We start from the raw sequence: 24109 nt of genomic DNA, 5'->3' as shown, positions 1-24109 counted from the left end.
ATATTAAAGAATTGTTTTACGAAATTATAGCAATAACATTATTTACATGGTTTATTGCTTACGTATTTACCCACCATATAATTGGTAATAGGCCTTAGGTATTGACTTCGCCTTTCAGGATGGTATCCCATTTGATTAAAGCATTCTAGTGAGTCTCGAGATCTGGCATAAAACACAATAGGTTTGTCACTTTTAAAAAAAGTAGTTGTATCACACACTTTAATTCTTTTCATGTTAATCTGATTTGGATCTAAAAGTTCAATATTATTGTCCGGTGCTTTCAAATCACAATCTACTATCTCATAGTTATTACCAGTCCACTGCATACAGCCTTTATTTGGAAATGCAAAAAAGATTACCGGAAATCCTATAAATAAAACCAATCCCAGTCCTATTATAGTATTCCTAATTCTTTTGTTCAATTTGCCCGGAGTTTTTTCCTGAATAGAGACAAATGCATTGATTGCTTGTGGCGTTGATTTTATTTCTTCAGTAGTACTTTCTGTTACTTCTTCACTTTCTTTTACCTCAACATGTTTCTTTTCTTCTATTATCCCCTTTTCTATTCCTTTTTCTCTCTCCTTTTCATCAAGAAAAACTTCCAGATCTCCTGAACCCTCATTTTGTCCCTTTTGTTGATTTACTAAAACTACTCCATCATCACCTTTAATTTCATCAGGAAATAAATTGTGTATTCTAAATTTATTAAAAGGTCTCGGTTCTAAATCTACCAAAATTGCAGCCATATTTACTGCCTCAACATTTGCCGGATCAGTTTCTCCTTTAAAGAAAGTTTCAATAGGTCTGAATTTATCTTTTTGTTCATCAAACTTATTCCTTTTAGTAACATCAAAAGCTAGCCCTAATAAAGTACTAAAGACATTTAAATCATCTTGATTTCTGTTTTGCTGCAAAAATAACTCCCAACATAAATTACGAAGTCTACCTCTCGTCGGGTTATTTAAATAAACAAAGTATTCGCTATTTCTAACTTCTTCATATTTCTTTTTTACAGCAATTTTATAATCTTCAAAAGTATTGTTTGGCATGGGTTATCTGGAATTTTAAGGATTTCTCATTTGGAATTTTAAGGAATTATGTGGAATTGTCCGGAATTCTAAAAATATATCGGAATTCCCGGAATTCCCTCTCAATTCAGGCTTAAAGCCGTTGTTACTTTGCGGTATCAAAAATTAGTTCTTGTTCGATATCGCGATTAGAACAAATGTACAAACTAGTTTAAATAAAAAGTGCGGAAAACCGTAAAACGGAGTTTATCCGGGAAGTATAAATAAATTTTTACTGTCTACGCACTTCACTTCCCAACACAAAATGATGTTGCATTAAAAATTTCGGAAAAGATCCGAACGGCAATACTCATGCTTAATCCATAAATATAAAAAAAATGAAAAAGCTAATATTATTGGGAGCGTGCGCTCTATTGACAACTATGATTTCTTGTACTTCTGATGATTTCGAAGATACTAAAGCAAATATAAAACCCGAAGTACCAGCATACGCTGACGGACCTGGAGATTTACCAATAAAGGTTCCGCCACCACCACAATAGTGGCAATTTTAAGTAGTTAATTTCAAATTAATTACTATTTTCGGGGAAAGTAACTCTTATGCTACGATCCCCGTTTTTTTGTTTTCTTTTTTTCCTGCTTTTTCTTTCCTGTAAAGAAGAAAACATTAAACCTGTGGATACATCTTTTATTAAAAAAGAAGCACGAGATTTTAGAAAAAAAGGAATAGAGAGCTTTGAAAATAAAAATTTCAATAGTGCATTCTACAACTTCAATAAATCAAAAATAATTTTTGAGACCATAAAAGACAGTGCTAATATTGTCTTTAATCTGATTCAAATGGCTTCTATCCAGCAAATAAATGGAGATTATTATGGAAGTAAAGAAACACTTACAGAAGCACTGCCTTTTCTGAAACACAAAGACATATATAGTGCTTCCATTAATAACTTCTTCGGAATTGCGGATAAAGAACTTTCTCTTTACCATGATGCCATCCATTATTACAAGGAAGCTATCGCAGATTGTACAGATGAGGTATCAAAACAATCTCCTTTAAATAACATTGCAACTGTTTATATTCAGCAGAAAAAATATGATGAAGCGATTCAAATTTTAAAATCTATACTCGATAAAAAAATTATTGATAAGGAACCTTTTGAAAAAGCAGGAATATTAGACAACCTCGGTTTTGCTTATTTTAAAAACGGATTAACCGAAAAAGGACTATCCCTAATGCAAGAAGGTTATCAATTAAGAAAACAAATTGATGATTTTTACGGAAGCATCGAAAGCAATTTACACCTCGCAGAATATTTTTTAAAAACCGATTCCAAAAAATCGAATCAATATGCACAATCAGCCTATGAAATTGCTACAAGATTTAATAGTGTCGATGAACGTTTGAAAGCTTTGTCTTTTTTAATTTCGAATGATTCCGGAAATAAAAATGCGCAATATGCGCAAAAGTACATTACTATAAATGACAGTATTATTAAGATCCGAAACAATTTTAAAAACAAGTTTGCCAAAATTAAATACGATTCTAAAAAAGAAAAAGACGAAAACCAGAAACTGCGACTTGAAAAAGCAGAGAATGAATTATCGCTACAGGCAGCAAACTATCAAAGGATATTTTTTATAATTGGTATTACATCATTGTTCCTCTTATTATTGTATTTGAGAAAATTTTATCAAAACAGAAACAGGATCGAAAAATTAGAAACCGCCTACGACACTGAAACCAGAATTGCCAAGGACATTCATGATGAACTGGCAAACGATGTTTTTCACGCCATAACTTATACACAAACGCAATCTCTGACTAAAGAAGAAGTAAAAGAAACTTTACTGCAAAAACTGAATCATATTTATATTCGTGTTCGCGGAATTTCGAGAGAAAACAATAGTATTGATACCGGAATAAATTATTCCGCTAATCTAAAAGAAATGCTTTCGACCTACAATAGCAGTAACACAAATGTTCTTATTAATAGTCTGGAAAAAGTAAATTGGGAAAGCATTGATGAAATCAAAAAAGTCACGATACAGAGAGTATTGCAGGAATTAATGGTCAATATGAAAAAACACAGCGATGCTCCCGTAGTTGTTTTAAAGTTTGAAAGTACCGCAAATACTATTACTATCAATTATTCGGACAACGGAAAAGGCTGCGAAAAAGATCTCATTATAAAAAATGGTTTGCAAAATATGGAAAACCGTATTTTATCCATAAAAGGAACTCTTACTTTTGACTCTGAACCGGGAAAAGGATTCAAAGTAAAAATAACACTGCCTAAATAAAAGCCTATGTTTAAAAAAGTAATAATTGCCGAAGATCTTGACGCTATCAGTTTAGGAATTGAACAAGTTTTAAAAGATGTAAATATTGTCGATTTTCAACATTCAAAATATTGTGACGATGCGTTTTTAAAGATCCGCGCTGCTATTCATAAAAATGAACCTTATGATTTATTAATTAGTGATCTTTCGTTCAAAACAGATCATCGGGAAGTAAAAATTGCCAATGGTGACGAATTGGTTCAAAAAGTTCGTGAATTACAACCTGATATTAAAATAATAGCCTACTCTGTAGAAGATAAAAGTTACCGTATAAAATCTCTTTTTGACAATGCTGAAATTGATGGTTTTGTATTAAAAGGTCTGACCAGTATTGAAGAATTAAAGAAAGCAATACACATCATTTCAACCTCCGGAGAAAAATATATTTCACCTGAAGTAGCTTCTGCATTACAGGAAAAAAACAACTACGAAATTGACGACATCGATATTAAAATCCTAAAACATTTGTCTGATGGTACCTCGCAGGATGAGATTGTAGAAATTTTTAAAACCTCAGATGTCAAAGCCAATAGCAAAAGCGCACTGGAAAAAAGACTTTCCAGATTAAAAGATTTTTTTAAAGCAAATAATACCGTTCATCTGGTTTCTATTGCAAAAGATATGGGGATTATTTAAAATATCGTTTACTATTATTAATTCTATAAAGCTCCTTCGGGGCTTTTTTTATGGCTTAAAATTTAAAAAAAAACGGATTATGGATTTCCGTAAAATACTGGTTTTAATTGGATTTACATTTGGATAATTACAAATTAAAATATTAACCAGTATGATAAACGATTTAAAAAAGTTCTTAAACGAAGAACAAGATCCAAAAGCGGTCGAAAAACTTTTAACTAAAGTTAACGGATTACTTACTTCTGGAGAGCAGGTAGAATACATTGCCGTACAAAAAAAACCAGTTGTAAATCTTTCACCAGATTGTATAGCTCTAACTAATAAAAGAATAATCTTTTGTAGACCAAGAAATCTAGGATTATCAATGGATTTTCAGGATTATGCATGGAAAGACATACTAGATTGTCACATGAAAGAGGGAATTATTGGGGCAACCTTTTCTATGAAAACAGTCAAAGGAAATATGAATATGCTCGATTACCTACCAAAAGCTCAAGCCAGAAAACTATATCAATTTGCGCAACAAAAAGAAGAAGAAATGATTGCATATAGACGTGAGCATGATCTGGAAAATAAAAGAGCAATTGCCGGGGGAGGAATTACTGTAAATGCGAATTTACCTATTCCTCAAAATGTAGCAGAGCAAAAAGAAGATCCACTGGAAACACTTCAAAAATTAAAAAAATTATTAGATAGTGAGATTATATCACAAATGGAATTTGACACAAAAAAAACAGCAATTTTATCTAAAATGTAAATTATGAAAAGTAAACTAACCGCAGCAATTTTAACTTTCTTTCTTGGAGGAATTGGTATTCATAAATTTTATTTAGGACAATCTGTACAAGGAATTCTTTATCTCCTCTTTTGTTGGACATTCATTCCTGCAATATTGGCATTTTTTCAGTTTTTTGGACTATTGCTAATGTCTGATCATTCTTTTAACGTAAAATATAACAATGGTTTTTTAAATGACTAAAAATGGGAAAATACATAAAAAGGAAAGATGCCATTAGCGTATCCCTCACAGACTTTATAGATTTTGTAAACAAATCAGGGGGTTCTAAAATGACAAAGGTTAAGCAAGTTAAAAATAGACCTCCCTACAATCCTGCTACCGATTTTTATAAAGCCTTACGTGAGGAAATTATTGACACTCACAAAAATAATGATGATAAAAAAAGGTTGGACAACTTATTGCAAAAACTAACTGATTCAAAGAAAATAGCTAATTATCCTTCATCAATAGACGGATATAAAAAATTTTGGGGAAAGAAAAAAACACAATGGTTTAATCCTCCTTTTTATCATTGGTTAACCGGAGATCTTGATATTAAAATTAATCCTGAATTAGGACTAGCATTTGATAAAAAATATTATGTTATCAAATTATTTTTAAAGGCTGACAAAATTTCTAAAGATAAATTATCACAAATTTTATCACTTATGGAAAGCCAATTACGAAAGGAAGCTGGAGATCAAGTTATCTTTGCTGTTTTAGATGTAAAAAATTCGAAACTGTACGAAAACACAAAAGATAATTTCACTTATTTACCTTTATTAGAAGGTGAAGCAAAAAGTTTTGAATCAATTTGTAAAGCTATATAAATTTCTAATAAAATCAAGTATTACTACGTATTTTAAAGAAGGTATTTCTACTTAGATTTAGAACTTAAAAATTACTTGGTTTTTAATCACAGATTTCAAAAACACTTTTTTATATATAAAATTTTTTATCCAAAAAGCCTATGCAAAAAAACTACCTCATCTTATTTTTATTACTTGTAACACTTTCGTGCAAAAAAGCTGCTGCTCCGCCTCCACCGGAAATTAATTCTTTTTACCAGCAAGCAGTTACGGCAGAGGATCGAAAAACGATCACAGCAGAAGAAGCCAAAACGTATCATGTTAACACCACCTATCAATACGAATACAGAACCGGAAATCCCGGACAATACGAATACAATTATGATGTAAAAGGAATTAATATTCAAGGTGATTCCGTTCACGGAAATATCAACGTTCAGGGAAAATACGGTGCGGGAATTCTAATTGGTGATACTATCGCCTATATTGAAATTAATACAGAATGGGTTTCATACGGAAAGCTAAAAGCCTCAGATAAAAAAGGAAATGAATATCAATTAATTGTCAAATAAAAGAAGTCTGATGCAACATACCCTATTCCTGCTTTTTATTCTTTTAACCTCCTTTCATCCTCCGGAAACCAAAGTATATATCTGTGGTCCGGCCGGAGCCAAAAAATACCATTACAAAGAAAACTGTCGCGGTCTCTCAGCTTGTCGGCATGAGATTATAAAAACATCTATTGCGCAGGCTCAGGGTTTTGGACTCACTCTTTGCGGTTGGGAAGACTGACGACTTTCAATAAAACAATATTTAATTATTTGATAATAATCACTTTACGTTAAATTCACATTAGTTTTATTAATTTGAATAAAACTAAACGTTATGAAATTCTTTAATCTAAATTTTCTGGTTTCCTTCAAAGAATGGCTTTTTTTACGAGCTATGCAATCGTCTTTCCTTCATTAATAAATTAGAATAAAAAAAGGAAAAACTCATTTGAATGAATAAAACTGAGAACTCATTTTTGAACAAAGACCAATTTGGAGATGATTTCTTGTGGGGTGTTTCAACCGCTGCTTTCCAAATTGAAGGGGCACACGATGCCGATGGTAAAGGTTCTTCGATCTGGGATGTTTTTACGTCTCAAAAAGGAAAAATCAAAAACGGCCATCATGCCTTAACCGCTTGCGATTTCTATAATTCTTATCAGACAGATATTGATTTAATTCAGGAATTAAACATTCCTAATTTCAGGTTTTCGATCAGTTGGCCCAGAATTATGCCTACGGGAGTTCATCCTGTAAACCAAGCCGGTATTGATTACTACAACAAAATCATCGATTCTTTACTGGCATCCGGAATACAACCCTGGATAACACTTTATCATTGGGATCTGCCGCATGCCCTGGAAACAAAAGGCGGATGGACCAATCGGGAATCTGTTTCCTGGTTCTCGCAATATGTTGACATTTGCGCCCAATATTTTGGAGATCGTGTCAAAAACTGGATGGTGATCAACGAGCCTTCGGTTTTTACGGGTGCCGGATATTTTCTGGGTATTCATGCCCCGGGAAAAAAAGGCATCTCTAATTATCTCAAAGCCATGCACCATGTTACTCTTGCCACGGCTGCGGGAGCAAAAATACTTCGGAACCGAATTCCCGACGCGAATATAGGCACTACTTTTTCCTGCACGCATATCGAACCGGCTACTGAAACCCCAAAAGATATTGAAGCCGCAAAACGGGTCGATACTTTACTGAACAGAACTTTTATCGAACCTATTTTGGGATTGGGATATCCTCAGGCTGATTTACCTGTGCTAAAAAAGCTCAACAATTATATTTTAGAAGATGATCTCAACAATTTATCTTTTGATTTTGATTTTATAGGCCTGCAATGTTACACCCGCGAAGTCGTAAAATCATCGATGCTGATTCCGTATATTGGCGCCGAATTAATCAGTGCCGAAAAAAGAAACGTAATCTCAACAGATATGGGATGGGAAGTGTATCCTGCTGCGCTATATCACGTCCTGAAAAAATTCAATGCGTACAAAGGCATAAAAAAAATCATCATTACTGAAAATGGCGCCGCGTTTCCGGATATCCTGACCAATGGCAAAGTATACGACATCAAGCGTACCCATTATATTCAGGACCATTTAGAACAAATTCTAAAAGCCCGAAAAGACGGCCTAAACGTTGAAGGCTACTTTGTCTGGAGTTTAACGGATAACTTTGAGTGGGCAGAAGGTTATAATGCCAGATTCGGCTTAATTCATATTGATTTCGAAACGCAGCAACGAACCATTAAACACTCGGGATTGTGGTTCAAAGATTTTTTATCTTAAAACGGATACTTAAAAATAAAAAAAGCCTTTCACTAATTAATTTGTGAAAGGCTTTTGTATTTGAAATAAAATCATTTATCGCTGAAATCGAAACAAATATTTCTGTTTTAAGATTCCAATATTAAGTTTGCCATTGTTTTTTAAGTGAGCTGTAACAAGAATATATCGATCTTCCGGATAATTTATATTGTAACTAAAGGTGGTGTCTTTTGCTTTAACCTGAAGCAGATGTTTTCCCTCCTCTGATAATGGCAGTTCTGCCGTTTCATAACCAGGCAATGTATTTGTTGCTTTTAAGTTTATGTCCTGAACTTTCTTTTTATCAAGAAAGACTTCCAGTTTTAAATTATCAAGTTTCATATTTGTTGGCTGCTCAAATGAGACAACATATTTTTTACAGCCAAAAGTGCATAAAACAAGTAATAGTAATATAAGCTTCTTCATAAAGATGTTTTTAAACGGATAGTGAATAGAAATTAAAACCTAATGCAATATTTTTATAAATATAATCCATTGGGTATAATGTATGAAAATTTAATTAAACACATAGAAACATAGATTTAGGATTCTAAAAAAAGTAAATCAAACAGAAACACGTTTCTCCCACATAGCTATATGCATTTATACGAGTGAAACGATTTTTTTGAGTTCAATAATTCTATGTTTCTATGTGTTAAAAATATTTATACACAAAGAGTAAATATAGATAATTTTATTACAATTCAACCGCTGAAAAGGCAGGTTTTATTGCTGTAAAAATGAGCAATTAAAACCAGAAAAAATCTAAAAATTAATTGCAAAAAAAAGCAAAAAAAATGATCATTTCTCTTGTATTTACTAGGTTTAACCGTTATTTTTTCTTATCTTTATAGTATAAATAACAGATCCTATATGCCAAAAAACAAACTATTTACGCGCTCAAATCACTTCTTAAAAAATCATTCTTTTTATCTCTTCCTGCATTTTATTTTTCAAAGTGCTTTCCAATTTTATTTGGAAATTTTTTCAATTCATCTTTTTTCTACACAAAGTATAAATATGCAGCATACACCAGGGCAACCGCTCCAATTTCAGCCATAATTATTTTTCCCGAATATATTTCTGAGCTGTTTTTTTAGAAACTATATTCCTGACATTAAAGAAAAGATTTCCTTTCCCGGGATCCTCTTTCGAATCTTCATGTTCATTTTTCACTAAACTAAATGTAATTCTATGATTTATTTCTCGTTTTGCAACAATCAGATTTTTTCTAATAGTAACCTTAATGTATTGATTTTTTCAATACAACATTTTTTATCTTTTTTTAATAGTTCAATCCAACCTTTTTAAGACTTTTTGCCTCTATATAATAAAGGTCTGAATGGTTTTACATTCCAATAATACGTTCTAATTAACCTAAATTTATTACGCATTGTATTTTGTTTTAAGGAATTTTTGGGAATACCGGGAAAACGCGGGAATTCTGGGAATCCCTTATCTACAAAGGCTTCAAAGCACCTTTACTTTGCCAAAAAATTAGTTCACGTTTTAACTGCAGATTAAAACAAAAACAGAACTAATTCAATTGAAAGTGTAGAAAACTGTAAGACCGAGTTTATTCGGGAAGTATAAATAACGTCTTACAGTCCTACACGCTTTACTTCCCCAAAAGCAATTTGGTATTGCCTCAAATAAGTTCCGGAAAAATTCCGGACAGCAATACTCATGTCTAATTTTTAAATTAAATCAAAATGAAAAAACTAATACTTTTTATCGCTTTCGCGTTATTGTTCACTATATTTTCTTGTACGCCGGATGAGTATGAAACTCAAACAAAAAAGGAAACAGAAAAAGTCATTAATCCTGTAAATTCAACTTATGCTGACGGACCAGATGATAAAGGTAAGGTGCCACCACCGCCACTTTAATATAAAAATATATATTTTTAGTATCTAATTAATTACTATTTTCGGGGAAAGTAAATTTATATGTTACGGTCCCCGTTTTTTTGTTTTATAATCCTTCTTTTTCTTTTTTCCTGCAAAGAAAAAAAGGCAGTTGAAACTAACACAGAATCGATCCGCAAAGAGGCACTTACTCTACGAAACAAAGGAATTGAGAATTACGAAAAACAAAACTTTAATACCTCTTTTGATCAGTTTAATAAATCAAAACAACTTTATGAAACTTTAAAAGAAAGTGGAAAAAAGGACAGTGCTAATATTGGTTACATCCTTATTCTAATGGGAGCAATTCAGCAGGTCAACGGAGATTACTACGGCAGTAAGGAAACTGTAACTGAAGCATTACCTTATGTCAAAAAAAAGAGTATCTACACGGCTTCAATCAATAATAGATTAGGTATTGCTGATAAAGAACTTTCTCTTTATGATGATGCCATTAAATACTATAAAGCAGCGGCAAATGACTATAAGGATCCTCTTGATAAACTAGACCCTTTAAGCAATATTGCAGCTGTCTATATCCAACAAAAAAAATACGACAACGCAATTGCTCTCTTAGAATCAATTTTAAGTAAAAAAATATCAAAAGAGGAAGCTCAGGCGACTGAAGATGTCGTACTTACAGACAACTTGGGTTATGCTTATTTTAAAAAAGGAATGGATGAAAAGGGATTCTCTTTAATGAATGAAGCACTCCAGATAAGAAATGAGTTTAAAGATATGTATGGTAGTATTGCAAGTTATCTGCACCTTGCCGATTACTATGCTAAAAAAGACATTCAAAAATCAAATACAAATGCTCTTGCGGCTTATAATACAGCCACAAAACTCAACAGTGTCGATGAAAGATTAGAAGCGCTGCAAATTTTAATTTCTAATGATCATAGTGCGCAGAATGGCAAATATGTACAAAGGTATTTTACTTTAAACGATAGTATTATTAAAGTCCGGAATAACTTCAAAAATAAGTTTGCTAAAATTAAATACGATGCTAAAAAAGAGAAAGATGAAAACGCAAAACTGCGTTTAGAAAAAGCAGAAAACCTGTTATCGCTTCAAAAAGCCACCTATCTCCGAATTGTATTTGTAATTGTTTTTATCTTTTTAGTCATTTTAATAGCCATCTTAATACGCTATTATAGAAATAAAAATAAGGCTATAGAAGTAAAGACGTCGTACAACACCGAAACCCGAATTGCTAAAAAAATCCATGATGAATTGGCCAACGATGTCTATCATGTAATTGCTTTTGCCGAATCTCAGCCATTGTCGAAGGAAAGTACGAAAGAGAACCTGCTTCAGAAATTAGATGATATTTATGGCCGTGTGAGAGGTATTTCGAGGGAAAATAATCGAATTGATACTGGCGTAAATTTTACCAAAAGCATCAAAGAAATGCTTTCGACTTACAATACCAGCGAAAGAAATATCATGGTTACCAACTTAGAAAGTATCCACTGGGAACTTATTGACGATATAAAAAAAATTACCATTAATCGTATTTTACAGGAATTAATGGTGAATATGAAGAAACACAGTCAGGCAAATCTGGTAGTAATAAAATTTGAAAGTGATGCTAAATCAATCCTGATCAACTATACGGACAATGGCATAGGCAGCGAAAAAACTGAGATGGTCAAAAACGGTTTACAGAACATGGAAAACCGTATTCAGGCCGTTAAAGGAACCATTGATTTTGACACAGAACCTGATAAAGGTTTTAAAGTAAAAATATCGATCCCTAAATAAATACAAATTAAGGTTTAACTCTTGATAGTAAAGCTAAAAAAGCCTTTCAAAATTTTACTCTTGAAAGGCTTTTTCTTCTACAAATTAACAGGCAATATTATTTCCATCCGCCGCCTAAGTCTCTATAAACATGGACAGCAGCATTTAGTTGTTCTTTTTTGGTATCAACCAGTTCTAATTTTGCTTCTAATGCATCACGTTGTGTCATCAACACTTCGAAATAATCTACTCTCGCTGATTTAAACAAATCATTAGAAACATCAATGGAAGTATTTAAGGCATCTACTTGTTGTGATTTAAGATCATACCCTTTTTGCAGGTTTTCAATCTTAGAAAGTTGGTTTGACACTTCTAAATAAGCATTCAGAACCGTACGATCGTAATTATACAACGCCTGAAGCTGTCTTGCGTTGGCACTTGCAAACTCTGCTTTGATCGCATTTCTGTTGATCAATGGTGCAGCAAGATCTCCCGCTAACGAATATAAAATCGATTCCGGAAACGTAAACAAATAAGAAGGTTTGAAAGCATTTACCCCCACTGCAGCAGAAATATCCAAGGAAGGATAAAACTCGGCGCGGGCTACTTTTACATCTAATTTTGCCGCTACCAATTCTAATTCTGCTTGTTTAACATCAGGACGATTCGCTAATAATTGAGACGGAATTCCTGAACTCACAGCCGCTGGCAATAAACTTAAGAAGTTGGTACTGGTTGTTCTCTTAATTTCCTGCGGGTATCTACCCAACAAAAAGTTGATTTTATTCTCTGCTTCTTTTATTTGCTGACGAATATCAAACTCCATACTTCTTGAAGTTAAAACCTCTGCTTCAAACTTTTTAACACCCAATTCTGTTGCTCTCGCCGCCTGCTTTTGAATTTTTACAATTTCTAACGCATTGGTTTGCAATTTGATGGTTTGGTTCACAATATCGAGCTGCGTGTCTAAAGCCATTAATTCATAATAAGAATCTGCCACTTCAGCAATAAGATTGGTAATCACAAAGTTTTTCCCTTCAACAGTTGCTAAATACCTGTTTAATGCTGCTTTTTTAGAATTGCGCAGTTTTTTCCAGATATCCACTTCCCAATTGGCGTAAGCTGAGATGGTAAAATCACCCAACGGATCAGGAGTTTCTACACCCGGTTTGATTTCTGTAGTAGCATCACCCGCACCCTGACTGGTATATCTACCTACTTTTTCAACTCCGGCTCCGGCGCGAACACCAACTGTTGGTAATAAAAGTCCTTTTTTTACACGAATATCATTCTTTGCGATTTCAATTTCCTGTAAAGTGATATTTAATTCCTGATTGTTTTTTAAGGCAACATCAATCAAATCTACAAGGTTCTGATCCTTAAAGTAATCTTTCCACTGTAAAGCTGAGGTGTTGTTTGAATCCTGAGTTTGAGCTGTTATACCAAACGATTCAGGAACTGGTGTACTGGTTGTAGGTGCTGCCTCAGGCGCAGGGGCTTTACACCCTGCAACCGTAAGACATATTCCTAATGCAATACCATATTGATATGATTTGAATTTATACATGATTGTTATCAATTTCTTCTGTTAATGGATTTTCTTCTTCATGTTTTACCAATTTATGCTTCTCTGCAATTTTGGCAAAAATGAAATACAAGCCCGGAATTACAAATACTCCACAAATAGTACCTATAAGCATACCTCCGGCAGCTGCAGTACCAATAGTTCTGTTACCAATTTTACCCGGACCGGTAGCAAAAGCAAGTGGCAATAATCCCGCAATAAAAGCAAATGAAGTCATTAAAATAGGACGGAACCTCGCTTTCGCTCCCTCCATTGCGGCTTCAAGCACTGATCTTCCTGCGGCATGTCGCTGTATCGCAAACTCTACAATCAGCACGGCATTTTTACCCAGTAAACCAATAAGCATTACCATGGCTACCTGAGCATAAATGTTGTTTTCTAATCCTGTTAACTTCAATAAGAAGAAAGCTCCAAAAATACCTGCCGGTAAAGAAAGAATTACGGATAATGGTAAAATAAAACTTTCGTATTGAGCGGCTAATACCAGGTACACGAATCCTAAACAAATCATGAATACCCAAATCGCCTGATTACCCTGAGCCACCTCATCGGCAGAAATACCCGCCCAGTCAATATCATATCCTCTTGGTAATTTTTTTGCCGCCACTTCCTGAATTACTTTAATTGCCGTACCAGAACTATATCCGGCTGCAGCAGAACCACTAATTTGTGTCGAAGTGTACATATTGTGTCTCGTAATTTCCGAAAGTCCGTATACTTTTTCTAATCTCATAAAGGCTGAAAAAGGCACCATTTCATCACGATTGTTTTTTACATACAACTTTAAAATGTCATCCGGCTGAGCGCGGTACTCCGGAGAAGCCTGCACAATTACTTTATAGTTAATTCCGTATTTAATAAAACTAATTTCGTAGTTACTTCCCACAAGAGTTGACAAAGTATTCATGGCATTTTCGATAGAAACGCCTTTTTGCTGTGCCATATCATTGTCTACTTTCATCATATACTGAGGAAAACTAGAGCTGTAAAAACTAAATACGTTAGATAATTCCGGATGAGTATTTAACTCCTTAACAAAATCGTTATTTACCTGCTCCATTTTTTTGTAATCATTTGAACCTGTTTTATCTAACAAACGAAGCTCAAATCCTCCGGCAGCACCATATCCAGGTACAGCAGGCGGTTGAAAAAACTCGATATTGGCACCTGCAATATCTTTAGATTTTTCTTCCATTTCAGCCATGATCTCAAGAACAGAATGTTTTCTGTCACTCCAGTCTTTTAGGTTGACCAAACAAGTTCCTGAGTTAGATCCCGTACCTTCAGACAGAATCTCATAACCCGCTAATGAAGAAACTGATTTTACTCCATCTATTTTTTCAGCAATTTTCTGCAGTCTTTCGGCAATATTATTGGTTCTTTCTAATGATGAACCCGGTGGCGTCTGAATTACAGCATAAAACATACCCTGATCCTCATTCGGGATAAACCCGGAAGGAACAGTACTGCTGATCAGCCATGTTCCGGCGCAAAAACCAAGAAGTGCAATAATAGTAACAGCTCTTCTGTTTACAATTTTACCTAACAGATTTTGATATTTTCCTTGAGCAAGATTAAACTTATTATTAAATCCGTCTATAAATACATTTACAGGCGTTTTCTTTTTAGGTACACCATGATTATTTTTTAACATCATCGCACAAAGTGCCGGTGTCAAAGTCAAAGCCACAATACCAGAAAGGATAATTGCCGTTGCCATCGTTACAGAGAACTGTCTGTAAAATACCCCAACAGGACCGGACATAAACGCAACCGGAATAAATACCGCCGCCATCAAAAATGTAATCGCAATAATTGCACCCGCAATTTCGTGCATTGCTTTTTTAGTGGCTTTAAGTGGTGAGAGATGCTCTTCCTCCATCTTGGCGTGCACGGCTTCGATTACCACAATCGCATCATCGACGACGACCCCAATAGCTAAAACTAAAGCAAATAATGTGATTAAGTTTAATGAAATATCAAAGAAAGTCATGAACACAAACGTTCCTATCAATGATACCGGTACCGCAATTGCCGGAATAACCGTCGAACGCCAGTCACCTAAGAAAAGGAATACGACAATACCTACCAGAATAAAGGCTTCAACAAGCGTATGAATTACTTTTTCGATTGAAGCATCAAGGAATTTAGAAACGTCATACGAAATTTCATAATCCATTCCTTTAGGGAATCTTTGCTTAATTTTTTCCAGTTTCGCTTTTACCTCTTCAATAACCTGATTCGCATTACTGCCAAACGATTGTTTCAATACGATAGCGGCAGATGGTCTTCCGTTTAGGTTCGAATAAATATCATACATCGAGCTTCCAAATTCTACTTTGGCCACATCTTTCAAACGTAAAAGTTCCCCGTTAGCGTTTGATTTTACCACAATATTCTCGTATTGCTCTTTGGTTGTAAAACGTCCTGAATATTTTAATACATATTCAAATGCCTGAGAACGTTTACCGGAACTTTCTCCTGTTTTACCAGGCGAAGCTTCTAAACTCTGACTTGATAAAGCTTCCATGATCTCATCTGCAGAAATTTTATAAGCTAACATACGATCAGGTTTTAACCAAATACGCATCGCATATTCACGTGTTCCCAAGATATCTCCGGAACCAATACCATTTACCCTTTTCAATTCAGATAGTACGTTGATATCAGCATAGTTGTACAAGAACTTCATGTCAGTATTTTTATCTGTACTGTAAAGATTCACGTACATCAGCATACTTGGCACTTCGCGGGTAATTTTGATACCTTCTCTAATTACTAAAGGAGGTAATTTATTGGTCACCGAAGCCACACGGTTCTGAACGTTGATTGCGGCCTGATTAGGATCTGTTCCTAAGTTAAACACTACTTTTATAGTCGCTTCTCCATCATTTCCGGCATCAGAAGCCATGTATTTCATTCCGGGAACTCCATTTAAGGCTCTTTCCAGAGGAATTACAACCGCCTTGATCATCAGTTCACCATTAGATCCGGGATAATCTGCGGTAACATTCACCATTGGTGGTGAAATTGTAGGGAATTGTGTAATAGGTAAATTTAATACCGACAATATCCCCAAAAAGACAATTATAAGCGATATTACTATCGACAGTACAGGTCTTTGAATAAATTTATTAAACATTTTATATTTTTTTAATGATTAAACCAAATAGGAGTAAAAACACTGTGAAATGCAGACTGTAATATGTGAAATGTGAAAAGCAAAATAGTATTGAATACTATACTAATGATATGCTACTGAACACACTATAAACTGTTACTGACTACTGACACTGAAAACTGTTACTTACTCTGCTTTTACGCGCAAATGATTCATTACCTCTTTTGGAGATTGGAATTCATATTTAATTTTGTCATTCTCTTTAACTTTCTGAACTCCTTCAAGTAAAATTTTGTCATTTTGAGTAAGACCTGTTTTAATCACATACAAATCAGGGATTTCACCCGTAATTGTAATTTCTCTTGAATTTACTTTATTGTTTTTATCAATAACAAAAACATATTTTTTATCCTGAATTTCGTAAGTCGCTTTCTGCGGAATTATGATCGCATTTTTAAGCGGCACTAACATTTTAACCTGTCCGGTTTCACCATTTCTAAGTAATTTGGCAGAATTAGGGAATCTTGCCCTGAAAGCAATATTTCCGGTTTCGCTGTTAAATTCACTTTCGATAAGTTCTACTTTTCCTTTTTCTTTGAAGGTATCACCATTGGCCAAAACCAGGCTTACTGTATTATCAGCACGGTCTTTTACATCTGTCTGATATTGTATGTACTCCGGTTCTGACACGTTGAAGTAAGCAAACATCTGGCTGTTGTCTGAGAGACTTGTCATCAATTCGCCTTCATCGATAAGACTTCCTAATTTTAATGGAATACGGTCGATGGTTCCGTCAAACGGAGCTCTTATTTCTGTAAATGATAAATGTAGTTTTGCTAATGCAACCTCAGCTTTTGCTGATTGTAGTTTTGCCTGAGCGACAGTTAATTCGTTTTTAGAAACGATATTTTTATCTGCCAGTAATTTAGAATTCTGCAATTCTATTTCTACTGATTTTTGTTCCGCCTGTGCTTTTAGCAATTCAGACTGATACATGTTTGGCATAATTTTGAACAACAATTGTCCTTTTTTTACAAACTGCCCTTCATCAACATAAATGTTTTGCAGGAACCCTTTTTCCTGAGCGCGGATTTCGATGTTGCGCACAGATTTAATCTGAGAAACATACTCTTTTACAAACGAAGTGTCGATTAGTACCGGATTTGTTGCGGTAAATTTTTCTACTTCTTCTTTTTCTTCTTTTTTAGTTGTACAACTAGTAAGGCACACAAGGGCAATTAAGCCTGTGAACAAGATAATTCTTTTCATGATTTAGTTTGAAAATTAAGCGATTGAATGCTTGGAATCCAGCGATTCCTTTAGATGAAAAAATGCATCAGGCAGCCTTAGTTAGACTTAACTTTCATATAAGATGAGGTAGAAAAAAATACATCAACAAGATATGCAGGATCACAACTTAGGTAACCGATGTATACTGTTGGATCAAATTCTTAAAACCTGTTGGGTAATGTAGATAGGATTTGAATTGCCACAAAAGGGCACGAAGATTTTAAAACGATTGTAATCATTTACAATAGTCTGACTTGAAAAGGAAAGGTACCAATCGTCAAGTAAACTGTAGTTTGTTGCAAAAAACTTATTCGTAAGTCCATCTTTAAGATCATCACTTCCAAGATATTCTTCTTCAAGATCTAAATCGGCATCTTCAATTATTGAACTGCCCTGATCCTGATTCGTGAATTTCACCCGGTGCTTTTTCTCAAGAGTATGCTGATGAAAGTTTTGTGGAGTACCAGCATTAAGATATTGCCCTCCGCCAAGCAGAAGCAAATTCATGAATACTAAAAATACTATTAACTTTCTCATTTGGGTGCGAAAGTAAGGAAAGTATCGAAACAAAAAAAGATTTTTTTATAAGCTTTAACATTTAATAAAACCGAAAACGTTTTCATTGTTTTATTAAGCACTAATTACACTAAAATAATATTATTTTCTGCGAAAATATCACAAAAAAACAACCTCAAATTAGAATTATCCCAGGACTAAAGCTCAAACTCCTGTAAAACCAACAAAATCGCAATCATTTGGCATGATATGTTTTATTCCGGAATTTAATCGAACGTTCTGTAACTAAGATTTCGAATATTGCAAATTGCTGTTCTTCATTAAAAAAAGTTTCACGCTTTTAAAATATAGAGTTTCAAATTCTAAAGCCCGACTACCGTAAGTTACAATTACATGATAAGAATCATATTTTACAGAAAAAGTTGAGCTTAAATTTGTGTTTATTACAGATCATAATGAAAACTCTTGCTTATATATTTTTAATCACGATAATTTTAAAACCAGCTTTTCCGGTTTTAAACTATATTATCAATTATGATTATATTGCCAAGGAACTTTGTGAGAACAGAAAACAGCCTCAATTGGGATGTAATGGAAAATGTCATCTAAAAAAAGAACTGGCAAAAAATACAGAAAACGACTCTTCTTCATCAGAGAAAAAAAACTTCACTACAGGAATTGATTTGTTATTCATTGAAAAAATCAACGCTTTTAATTTTAAGCTTGCGATACCATCCATTCTAAAAAATGACATTTTACCTCATAACCTTTATTCTCATTATACTATCGTTTCGATATTTCATCCGCCGGCTTTTCAGTATTAATTCGCAGACTTTTTATTCATTTCCTTATCGGTACTACTACCGATAAGCTATTTATTCTCTGTTTTTTAAATTAATACTTATGAAAAATTTTAAATTTTTATCTGTTCTTATTCTGGCAATTACTTTTTTTTCCTGTTCATCTGATCATGATGCTGCTCCCGAACCTCCCGTTGACGAAACTTCAGGACTTGTAAAAATTAAGGAGTTATCGAATGATACTCATATCATTGAACTTTATTCTGAAACCGGAATACTCACACAAGGTTACAATCAAATCTCGTTACGAATAAAAGATAAAGCTGCCAATACATTTGTTACAAATGCTTCTCTTAACTGGACACCCATCATGAATATGTCTGAAATGCAACATTCTTGTCCAAGATCTTCAATCGAAAAAATTTCAGGCAAACAAACCTTATATGGCGGCGATATTATTTTTCAGATGGCTCAAAATGATACTGCTGCATGGGAGCTGCAAATCAATTATACCATCAATGACATTAAGTACAGTGCAAAATCTGACATAGCTGTAACTGCTTCTCAAAAACGTACCATAAACTCTTTTACAGGAAATGACGGTGTAAGATACATTTTAGCTTATATCAGTCCGAAAACACCAAAAGTAGCTTTAAACAATATGACTGTTGCTCTTTATAAAATGCAGGATATGATGACTTTTGCAGCAGTTGATAATTTTAAAGTAAAAATTGATCCCCGAATGCCAAGTATGGGCAATCATAGTTCACCAAACAATACTGATTTGCTGCAATCATCATTAGGAGGAACCTATAACGGTAAACTTTCCCTGACCATGACCGGATATTGGAAAATAAACCTGCAACTCCTGAATGCTTCCGGCGAAGTATTGAAAGGGGAAGATTTTACTACTGAAAATCTGCAAAGCAGTCTCTTTTTTGAGGTTGAATTTTAATCATTTTATTACTAACAAAAAAGGGTTAAGTGATCACACTTAGCCCTATTATTTATGGTATTATGAAAATTACAACCACAATTCTGTTAGCAGCATTTTCAACTATTTGTCTGGCACAGAAAAAAGAAAAAGACAGTATTGCTCCTGTTGATCTGAATGAAATTATTGTTATCAGCAAAAAAACACCAGTACATCTCAAACAGCCAAAATCTCTTGCAACCGTTGAGGAATATCTGCAGCAATCGTCAAAAGTGACTATGGTACGAAGAGGCGGATACGCACTGGAACCCATTATTAACAGCATGGCAACCGAAAGAACTGTTATCACAATAGATGGCATGCGGATCTTTGGTGCTTGTACGGACAAGATGGATCCTGTAACTTCTTACGTTGAGGTTTCAAACCTGTCTGAAGCAAATATTGCTTCAGGCCAGCAAGGAAGCTGTCACGGACCAACAATTGGCGGAGCAATCGATCTGAAGCGGGCCAATCTTAATCAAAAAGAGTTAGGCTGGAAGGGCGCTCTTAAAACAGGTTACGAAACCAATAATCAGCATAAAATTCTGGGAACTTCGATTGGGTACAACGATAAATCCTTTTATGTAAATAGTGATTTTACCTATCGCGATGCCGGAAATTATAAAGCCGGAAATCACGAAGAAATAAATTTTTCTCAATTTACAAAATACAATCTCTCTGCTACAGCTGGTTTTTATTTAGGCAAAAAAAGTCTGATCGAAGGTTCTCTAATTTATGATAAAGCTACCGATGTAGGTTATCCTGCCCTGCCTATGGATGTTGCTTTGGCAAAAGCTACCATAACTTCATTGCGCTACAGCTATACTCCCGTTTCTTCTTATTTTTTGAATTGGGAAACTAAAGTGTATTATAATACCATCACGCATAAAATGGATGATACCAAAAGACCGCAAGTACCTATTCATATGGATATGCCTGGCTGGTCAGATACTTACGGATATTATTCTAAACTAAAAGGGAAATATGAAAATCATCATTTCATGGCAAACCTGAACAGCTTTTATAACAAATCGATTGCCGAAATGACGATGTACCCAAGTAATCCCAAAGAGAATCCTATGTTTATGTATACCTGGCCTGATGTCAGGACTTTTTATAATGGTTTGTATCTCGAAGACAGAATACAGATTTCCTCAAACGCAGATATCAAAGTTGCTGCCAATATTGGGATACATTCTAATAAAGTCGCAGATGAATTTGGCCTACAGAGTCTTCAGATTTTTTATCCCGATATGACTGCATCCAAAAATCGTATTTTAAAAAGTCTTTCGGGGAATTATATCTTACATCAGGACAAATTCGAATATGGTTTTGGTCTGGCTTACGGAGAAAGAGCACCATCTGTTTCAGAAGGTTATGGTTATTATCTGTACAACAGTAATGATTTTTATGATTATATAGGAAATCCAAATCTGCAAAACGAAAAGTCTTTTGAGGCCAATCTCTCTTTTGGATTTAAAACAGAAAGTTTTACATCAAACCTAACCTCATCCTTTTTTCATATTCAGGATTATATCATTGGAAAAATTGCCCCAAACATACAACCCATGACTATAGGAGCTTCAGGAGTAAAAATGTACGATGCCATAAATTATGCTGTAATTTTTAATACCGATTTGAATTTAGAGTATAAAATAGCGCAATACTGGAACCTTAAAACGCTATTGGTTTATAGTTATGGCAAAGATGATAACCGGAACAATCTGCCCTTTATAAGTCCGTTGCGTTATTCCGGGAGTTTGCAATTTAAAAAAGAGAACTTCAATTTAGGATTCGGAGCCTCCGGAAATCTGACTCAGGCAAAATTCGCAGCTGCTTATGGCGAGACCAAAACACCTGATTATGTGATTTTCAATTTCAATTCCGGCTACACTTTCCCGTGGAATGGAAACAAACTAAACATTCAGGCTGGGGTAGAAAATATTCTGGATAAATACTATACGACATTCTCTGACTGGAATAAAATCCCAAGACAGGGAAGAAACTTTTTTGTAAATGTTTCGTACGTTTTATTTTAAAAATCCTTTCTACAATTTATGAAACACCTAGAAATATAGATTTTGGATACAAAAGAAAACTATAAAGAGATGTTTTTTTCTTTCTAATAGCTGGCTTTGTGCATTTCAAATAAGTGAAACGCCTTTTTTAGTTTAAAAAATCTATGTTTCTATGTGTTAAAATAATTACACCTCCAGTTTAGAAAAAACTAATTTGGTGCGTATACGTCTACCACAAAATTTCCATTATCGTAAATTCCTGTCCTTCTTTAATAAAAGTCTGATGCGTATCTATCATTCCAAATTTCTCATAAAAAGACTTTTTGTTGGTTCTGGCATTGCACCAGACTTTTTTAAGATCTTTTTCTTTTGCGATTTTAAAAACATGATTCAAAAGCTGAGATGCAATTCCTTTTCCCTGATATTCTTCAAGAGTCGCCAGTTTTCTAAACTGCATTTCATTACCAGTAATAAAACAAGACACAATCGAAACTAATTTTTCATGATCAAAAACGCCAAAATGCAATCCTGAATTATCTTCTTCTAACTGAACAAATTCAAAAGGCTGATCCGGCCACATCACTTCATGTCTGATTAGCCAGGTTTGCGAGGCTTCTATTCTTTTAATATTCATTGATTTACTCTTTTATAAACATTCAAATTTACAGTTTTTTAGATTTCGGCACAAAACACACATATAAAACACTATATATCAACTATATATAAAATTAAAATCTTAATTTAGTAAAAAAAGAATCTACTTTACCTTATACAATTACAGATAATACTTACTTTTACGTATCATTTAAATAAACAAACATGAAAAAATTCATTTTAGCAGTATTATTAGGTATTAGTGCAAATGGTTTTGCACAATTAATACAATTCGGACCTCAATTCTCTTACAATATTACTTCTCCGCTTTCTGATGATTTTAGTTCAAAAAGCTCTGGAACCGGTATAGGCGCTGCAGGATTTGTAAGGGTGAACCTATTACTTTTTTATGGTCAGGGAGAATTTGGGTATGCTAAATCAAAGTTTAGCGTTGCTCAAACAGGGACTGCAGAAACTGAATATCAATTATCAGGAACTGATGCTACGCTGCTTGTTGGTTTTAAAGTGGTTCCTTTAGGAAAACTGGGAAATGTTCGGATTTTTGCGGGATACAACTGGAAAAATTATTCTGATATAAAAACGAACAATAACCTCAATCCTATTGCCATCGAAAAAAACAACAGTAGTATTCTTGGAGGAGTTGGTGTCGATTTGTGGAGACTGACCTTAGATTACAGATATCTTGCCGGTGTTACAGATATTGACCCATCAAATAGAAAACTAAAAACTGCCGTTTCTAATATCTCACTTGGATATAAGTTTTTGTAAGCAAACGTTTTTCAGGATATAAAAAAAGGAATCTAAAATTAGATTCCTTTTTTATTATTCTACTTTAGAATAAAAGCGTTCCGTATTATTGCTTGTTATTTTCTCAAAACCATTCGTATCTTTTTTACCAACGTTAATGACACGCAGTTCATCTGAGTTTTCATTAATTATACAATGCCAGACAGTACCATCAGACAAAATAATATCTGAATATAAAGAGTTGGTTTCTCCTCCGTCATAATAAACTAATTCTTCTGATTTGATTAGTTTTTTTTCCTGTGTTTTGTTGCTTTTCTCGTAAAACAAAATCTCATTTTGCTTAATTTCAACTAACTCTTCAACATCTTTTCCCACAGAATCATTGGCTTGATTTACTGCCCAAATGGGTTTATCACCAATCATTTTCCAGGTTCCCAGAGCATGAGTAATAATCTCTTCTCTTAAAATATGCTGCAAAGTATCTACTTTTTTAGCAGACTCAACACCTATTTTATTTTCAGGTTTAATTTTAGAGGCAAAATAAAACAGATCAATAGCTTTCTTATAATCAGCTTTATCATAATAAGATACTGCTAATTCATATCTGCTCTTCTGAAATGCGATGTTTGTATTATTCTGGGCAAAATTTTTACAAACAATTAATAAAACAATAAAAAGAAGTGGCTTTTTCATCAATATAGTAGGTTATTCGTTTTTTTTTGCAAACCTAGTTTTTTATTTCATAATTTTTACGGTTTTCCTCATTTTATTTTAAAGAAAAAACCTGCTTATAAAAACAAAAAAAAAAGAGGATCTAAAATTA

Annotated in this window: 23 protein-coding genes; 15 read left to right on the top strand and 8 right to left on the bottom strand. The window is 33.9% G+C overall.

Annotated features, from left to right (window positions below; translation table 11 throughout):
- Positions 1 to 38: 38 nt before the first annotated feature.
- The gene (locus B0A67_RS02395; RefSeq protein ID WP_072963855.1) at positions 39 to 1049 is read right to left on the bottom strand and encodes a hypothetical protein; all 1011 of its coding nucleotides are present in this window, start codon (positions 1047 to 1049) and stop codon (positions 39 to 41) included.
- Between the two features lie 356 nt (positions 1050 to 1405).
- Here B0A67_RS02395 and B0A67_RS24880 point away from each other — a divergent pair, with 356 nt between their 5' ends.
- The 9 genes from B0A67_RS24880 (at position 1406) to B0A67_RS02355 (ending at position 7950) form a co-directional block, all read left to right on the top strand.
- The gene (locus B0A67_RS24880; RefSeq protein ID WP_207557300.1) at positions 1406 to 1570 is read left to right on the top strand and encodes a hypothetical protein; all 165 of its coding nucleotides are present in this window, start codon (positions 1406 to 1408) and stop codon (positions 1568 to 1570) included.
- 133 nt (positions 1571 to 1703) lie between these two features.
- Positions 1704 to 3332: a tetratricopeptide repeat-containing sensor histidine kinase gene (locus B0A67_RS02390; protein ID WP_317044068.1), complete on the top strand. Its 1629-nt coding sequence runs from the start codon at positions 1704 to 1706 to the stop codon at positions 3330 to 3332.
- 6 nt (positions 3333 to 3338) lie between these two features.
- Entirely contained in the window at positions 3339 to 4007 is a 669-nt protein-coding gene (locus B0A67_RS02385) for a response regulator (protein WP_072963852.1), read from the top strand.
- A gap of 151 nt (positions 4008 to 4158) precedes the next feature.
- On the top strand, positions 4159 to 4764 hold the full coding sequence (locus tag B0A67_RS02380; RefSeq protein WP_078005592.1) for a PH domain-containing protein: 606 nt from the start codon (positions 4159 to 4161) through the stop codon (positions 4762 to 4764).
- A 3-nt stretch (positions 4765 to 4767) separates the two neighbouring features.
- A complete protein-coding gene (locus tag B0A67_RS02375; RefSeq protein WP_072963849.1) occupies positions 4768 to 4986 on the top strand; it encodes a TM2 domain-containing protein in 219 nt (72 codons plus the stop codon).
- Positions 4987 to 4988: 2 nt separating this feature from the next.
- Entirely contained in the window at positions 4989 to 5615 is a 627-nt protein-coding gene (locus B0A67_RS02370) for a hypothetical protein (RefSeq protein ID WP_072963847.1), read from the top strand.
- A gap of 140 nt (positions 5616 to 5755) precedes the next feature.
- Positions 5756 to 6166 carry a single stranded DNA-binding domain-containing protein gene (locus tag B0A67_RS02365; RefSeq protein ID WP_072963845.1) on the top strand — a complete coding sequence of 137 codons (411 nt, stop codon included), beginning with the start codon at positions 5756 to 5758 and terminating at the stop codon, positions 6164 to 6166.
- Between the two features lie 10 nt (positions 6167 to 6176).
- On the top strand, positions 6177 to 6386 hold the full coding sequence (locus B0A67_RS02360; RefSeq protein WP_072963843.1) for a hypothetical protein: 210 nt from the start codon (positions 6177 to 6179) through the stop codon (positions 6384 to 6386).
- Positions 6387 to 6597: 211 nt separating this feature from the next.
- Positions 6598 to 7950, top strand: coding sequence for a GH1 family beta-glucosidase (locus B0A67_RS02355; RefSeq protein ID WP_072963841.1), 1353 nt, complete (start codon positions 6598 to 6600; stop codon positions 7948 to 7950).
- Positions 7951 to 8025: 75 nt separating this feature from the next.
- Here the strand turns inward: B0A67_RS02355 and B0A67_RS02350 are convergent, their stop codons facing one another.
- Complete coding sequence (locus tag B0A67_RS02350) at positions 8026 to 8394, bottom strand: hypothetical protein (RefSeq protein ID WP_123887331.1); 369 nt, start codon at positions 8392 to 8394, stop codon at positions 8026 to 8028.
- Positions 8395 to 9680: 1286 nt separating this feature from the next.
- On the opposite strand from B0A67_RS02350, the gene B0A67_RS24875 reads away from it, so the two are divergent.
- Positions 9681 to 9857, top strand: a complete 177-nt coding sequence (locus tag B0A67_RS24875; RefSeq protein ID WP_207557299.1) for a hypothetical protein — start codon at positions 9681 to 9683, stop codon at positions 9855 to 9857.
- Between the two features lie 60 nt (positions 9858 to 9917).
- Complete coding sequence (locus tag B0A67_RS02345) at positions 9918 to 11642, top strand: tetratricopeptide repeat-containing sensor histidine kinase (protein ID WP_072963837.1); 1725 nt, start codon at positions 9918 to 9920, stop codon at positions 11640 to 11642.
- A 97-nt stretch (positions 11643 to 11739) separates the two neighbouring features.
- Here the strand turns inward: B0A67_RS02345 and B0A67_RS02340 are convergent, their stop codons facing one another.
- The 4 genes from B0A67_RS02340 to B0A67_RS02325 all read right to left on the bottom strand — a co-directional run bounded on the left by B0A67_RS02340 (position 11740) and on the right by B0A67_RS02325 (position 18154).
- The gene (locus B0A67_RS02340; RefSeq protein WP_072963836.1) at positions 11740 to 13188 is read right to left on the bottom strand and encodes a TolC family protein; all 1449 of its coding nucleotides are present in this window, start codon (positions 13186 to 13188) and stop codon (positions 11740 to 11742) included.
- A complete protein-coding gene (locus B0A67_RS02335) occupies positions 13181 to 16348 on the bottom strand; it encodes an efflux RND transporter permease subunit (RefSeq protein ID WP_072963834.1) in 3168 nt (1055 codons plus the stop codon). The genes B0A67_RS02340 and B0A67_RS02335 overlap by 8 nt, the downstream gene beginning before the upstream one ends.
- A gap of 165 nt (positions 16349 to 16513) precedes the next feature.
- Positions 16514 to 17596 carry an efflux RND transporter periplasmic adaptor subunit gene (locus tag B0A67_RS02330; protein ID WP_072963832.1) on the bottom strand — a complete coding sequence of 361 codons (1083 nt, stop codon included), beginning with the start codon at positions 17594 to 17596 and terminating at the stop codon, positions 16514 to 16516.
- 174 nt (positions 17597 to 17770) lie between these two features.
- Positions 17771 to 18154, bottom strand: a complete 384-nt coding sequence (locus tag B0A67_RS02325; protein ID WP_072963830.1) for a hypothetical protein — start codon at positions 18152 to 18154, stop codon at positions 17771 to 17773.
- Between the two features lie 434 nt (positions 18155 to 18588).
- Here B0A67_RS02325 and B0A67_RS02320 point away from each other — a divergent pair, with 434 nt between their 5' ends.
- The 3 genes from B0A67_RS02320 (at position 18589) to B0A67_RS02310 (ending at position 21945) form a co-directional block, all read left to right on the top strand.
- On the top strand, positions 18589 to 18957 hold the full coding sequence (locus tag B0A67_RS02320) for a hypothetical protein (protein WP_242670913.1): 369 nt from the start codon (positions 18589 to 18591) through the stop codon (positions 18955 to 18957).
- A 79-nt stretch (positions 18958 to 19036) separates the two neighbouring features.
- Positions 19037 to 19888 carry a hypothetical protein gene (locus B0A67_RS02315; protein WP_072963828.1) on the top strand — a complete coding sequence of 284 codons (852 nt, stop codon included), beginning with the start codon at positions 19037 to 19039 and terminating at the stop codon, positions 19886 to 19888.
- 29 nt (positions 19889 to 19917) lie between these two features.
- Positions 19918 to 21945, top strand: coding sequence for a TonB-copper family protein (locus tag B0A67_RS02310; RefSeq protein WP_242670911.1), 2028 nt, complete (start codon positions 19918 to 19920; stop codon positions 21943 to 21945).
- A 208-nt stretch (positions 21946 to 22153) separates the two neighbouring features.
- On the opposite strand, the gene B0A67_RS02305 is transcribed toward B0A67_RS02310, so the two are convergent.
- Entirely contained in the window at positions 22154 to 22558 is a 405-nt protein-coding gene (locus B0A67_RS02305) for a GNAT family N-acetyltransferase (RefSeq protein ID WP_072963825.1), read from the bottom strand.
- Positions 22559 to 22743: 185 nt separating this feature from the next.
- Here B0A67_RS02305 and B0A67_RS02300 point away from each other — a divergent pair, with 185 nt between their 5' ends.
- The gene (locus B0A67_RS02300; protein WP_072963823.1) at positions 22744 to 23307 is read left to right on the top strand and encodes an outer membrane beta-barrel protein; all 564 of its coding nucleotides are present in this window, start codon (positions 22744 to 22746) and stop codon (positions 23305 to 23307) included.
- A gap of 54 nt (positions 23308 to 23361) precedes the next feature.
- Here B0A67_RS02300 and B0A67_RS02295 read toward each other — a convergent pair whose 3' ends face one another.
- Positions 23362 to 23979 carry a tetratricopeptide repeat protein gene (locus B0A67_RS02295; protein WP_072963821.1) on the bottom strand — a complete coding sequence of 206 codons (618 nt, stop codon included), beginning with the start codon at positions 23977 to 23979 and terminating at the stop codon, positions 23362 to 23364.
- Positions 23980 to 24109 lie beyond the last annotated feature (130 nt).

Source organism: Flavobacterium aquidurense, assembly GCF_002217195.1.
GTDB lineage: Bacteria > Bacteroidota > Bacteroidia > Flavobacteriales > Flavobacteriaceae > Flavobacterium > Flavobacterium frigidimaris.
This window is presented reverse-complemented; position numbering and strand designations above follow the sequence as displayed.

What these genes read in the sequence shown, in the direction of transcription:
- B0A67_RS02330 (WP_072963832.1), bottom strand. Translation starts at nt 17,596, where the DNA reads ATGAAAAGAATTATCTTGTTCACAGGCTTAATTGCCCTTGTGTGCCTT.
- B0A67_RS02380 (WP_078005592.1), top strand. Translation starts at nt 4,159, where the DNA reads ATGATAAACGATTTAAAAAAGTTCTTAAACGAAGAACAAGATCCAAAA.
- B0A67_RS24880 (WP_207557300.1), top strand. Translation starts at nt 1,406, where the DNA reads ATGAAAAAGCTAATATTATTGGGAGCGTGCGCTCTATTGACAACTATG.
- B0A67_RS02360 (WP_072963843.1), top strand. Translation starts at nt 6,177, where the DNA reads ATGCAACATACCCTATTCCTGCTTTTTATTCTTTTAACCTCCTTTCAT.
- B0A67_RS02355 (WP_072963841.1), top strand. Translation starts at nt 6,598, where the DNA reads ATGAATAAAACTGAGAACTCATTTTTGAACAAAGACCAATTTGGAGAT.
- B0A67_RS02345 (WP_072963837.1), top strand. Translation starts at nt 9,918, where the DNA reads ATGTTACGGTCCCCGTTTTTTTGTTTTATAATCCTTCTTTTTCTTTTT.
- B0A67_RS02385 (WP_072963852.1), top strand. Translation starts at nt 3,339, where the DNA reads ATGTTTAAAAAAGTAATAATTGCCGAAGATCTTGACGCTATCAGTTTA.
- B0A67_RS02340 (WP_072963836.1), bottom strand. Translation starts at nt 13,188, where the DNA reads ATGTATAAATTCAAATCATATCAATATGGTATTGCATTAGGAATATGT.
- B0A67_RS02295 (WP_072963821.1), bottom strand. Translation starts at nt 23,979, where the DNA reads ATGAAAAAGCCACTTCTTTTTATTGTTTTATTAATTGTTTGTAAAAAT.
- B0A67_RS02320 (WP_242670913.1), top strand. Translation starts at nt 18,589, where the DNA reads ATGAAAACTCTTGCTTATATATTTTTAATCACGATAATTTTAAAACCA.
- B0A67_RS02370 (WP_072963847.1), top strand. Translation starts at nt 4,989, where the DNA reads ATGGGAAAATACATAAAAAGGAAAGATGCCATTAGCGTATCCCTCACA.
- B0A67_RS02365 (WP_072963845.1), top strand. Translation starts at nt 5,756, where the DNA reads ATGCAAAAAAACTACCTCATCTTATTTTTATTACTTGTAACACTTTCG.
- B0A67_RS24875 (WP_207557299.1), top strand. Translation starts at nt 9,681, where the DNA reads ATGAAAAAACTAATACTTTTTATCGCTTTCGCGTTATTGTTCACTATA.
- B0A67_RS02315 (WP_072963828.1), top strand. Translation starts at nt 19,037, where the DNA reads ATGAAAAATTTTAAATTTTTATCTGTTCTTATTCTGGCAATTACTTTT.
- B0A67_RS02325 (WP_072963830.1), bottom strand. Translation starts at nt 18,154, where the DNA reads ATGAGAAAGTTAATAGTATTTTTAGTATTCATGAATTTGCTTCTGCTT.
- B0A67_RS02395 (WP_072963855.1), bottom strand. Translation starts at nt 1,049, where the DNA reads ATGCCAAACAATACTTTTGAAGATTATAAAATTGCTGTAAAAAAGAAA.
- B0A67_RS02305 (WP_072963825.1), bottom strand. Translation starts at nt 22,558, where the DNA reads ATGAATATTAAAAGAATAGAAGCCTCGCAAACCTGGCTAATCAGACAT.
- B0A67_RS02335 (WP_072963834.1), bottom strand. Translation starts at nt 16,348, where the DNA reads ATGTTTAATAAATTTATTCAAAGACCTGTACTGTCGATAGTAATATCG.
- B0A67_RS02300 (WP_072963823.1), top strand. Translation starts at nt 22,744, where the DNA reads ATGAAAAAATTCATTTTAGCAGTATTATTAGGTATTAGTGCAAATGGT.
- B0A67_RS02350 (WP_123887331.1), bottom strand. Translation starts at nt 8,394, where the DNA reads ATGAAGAAGCTTATATTACTATTACTTGTTTTATGCACTTTTGGCTGT.
- B0A67_RS02375 (WP_072963849.1), top strand. Translation starts at nt 4,768, where the DNA reads ATGAAAAGTAAACTAACCGCAGCAATTTTAACTTTCTTTCTTGGAGGA.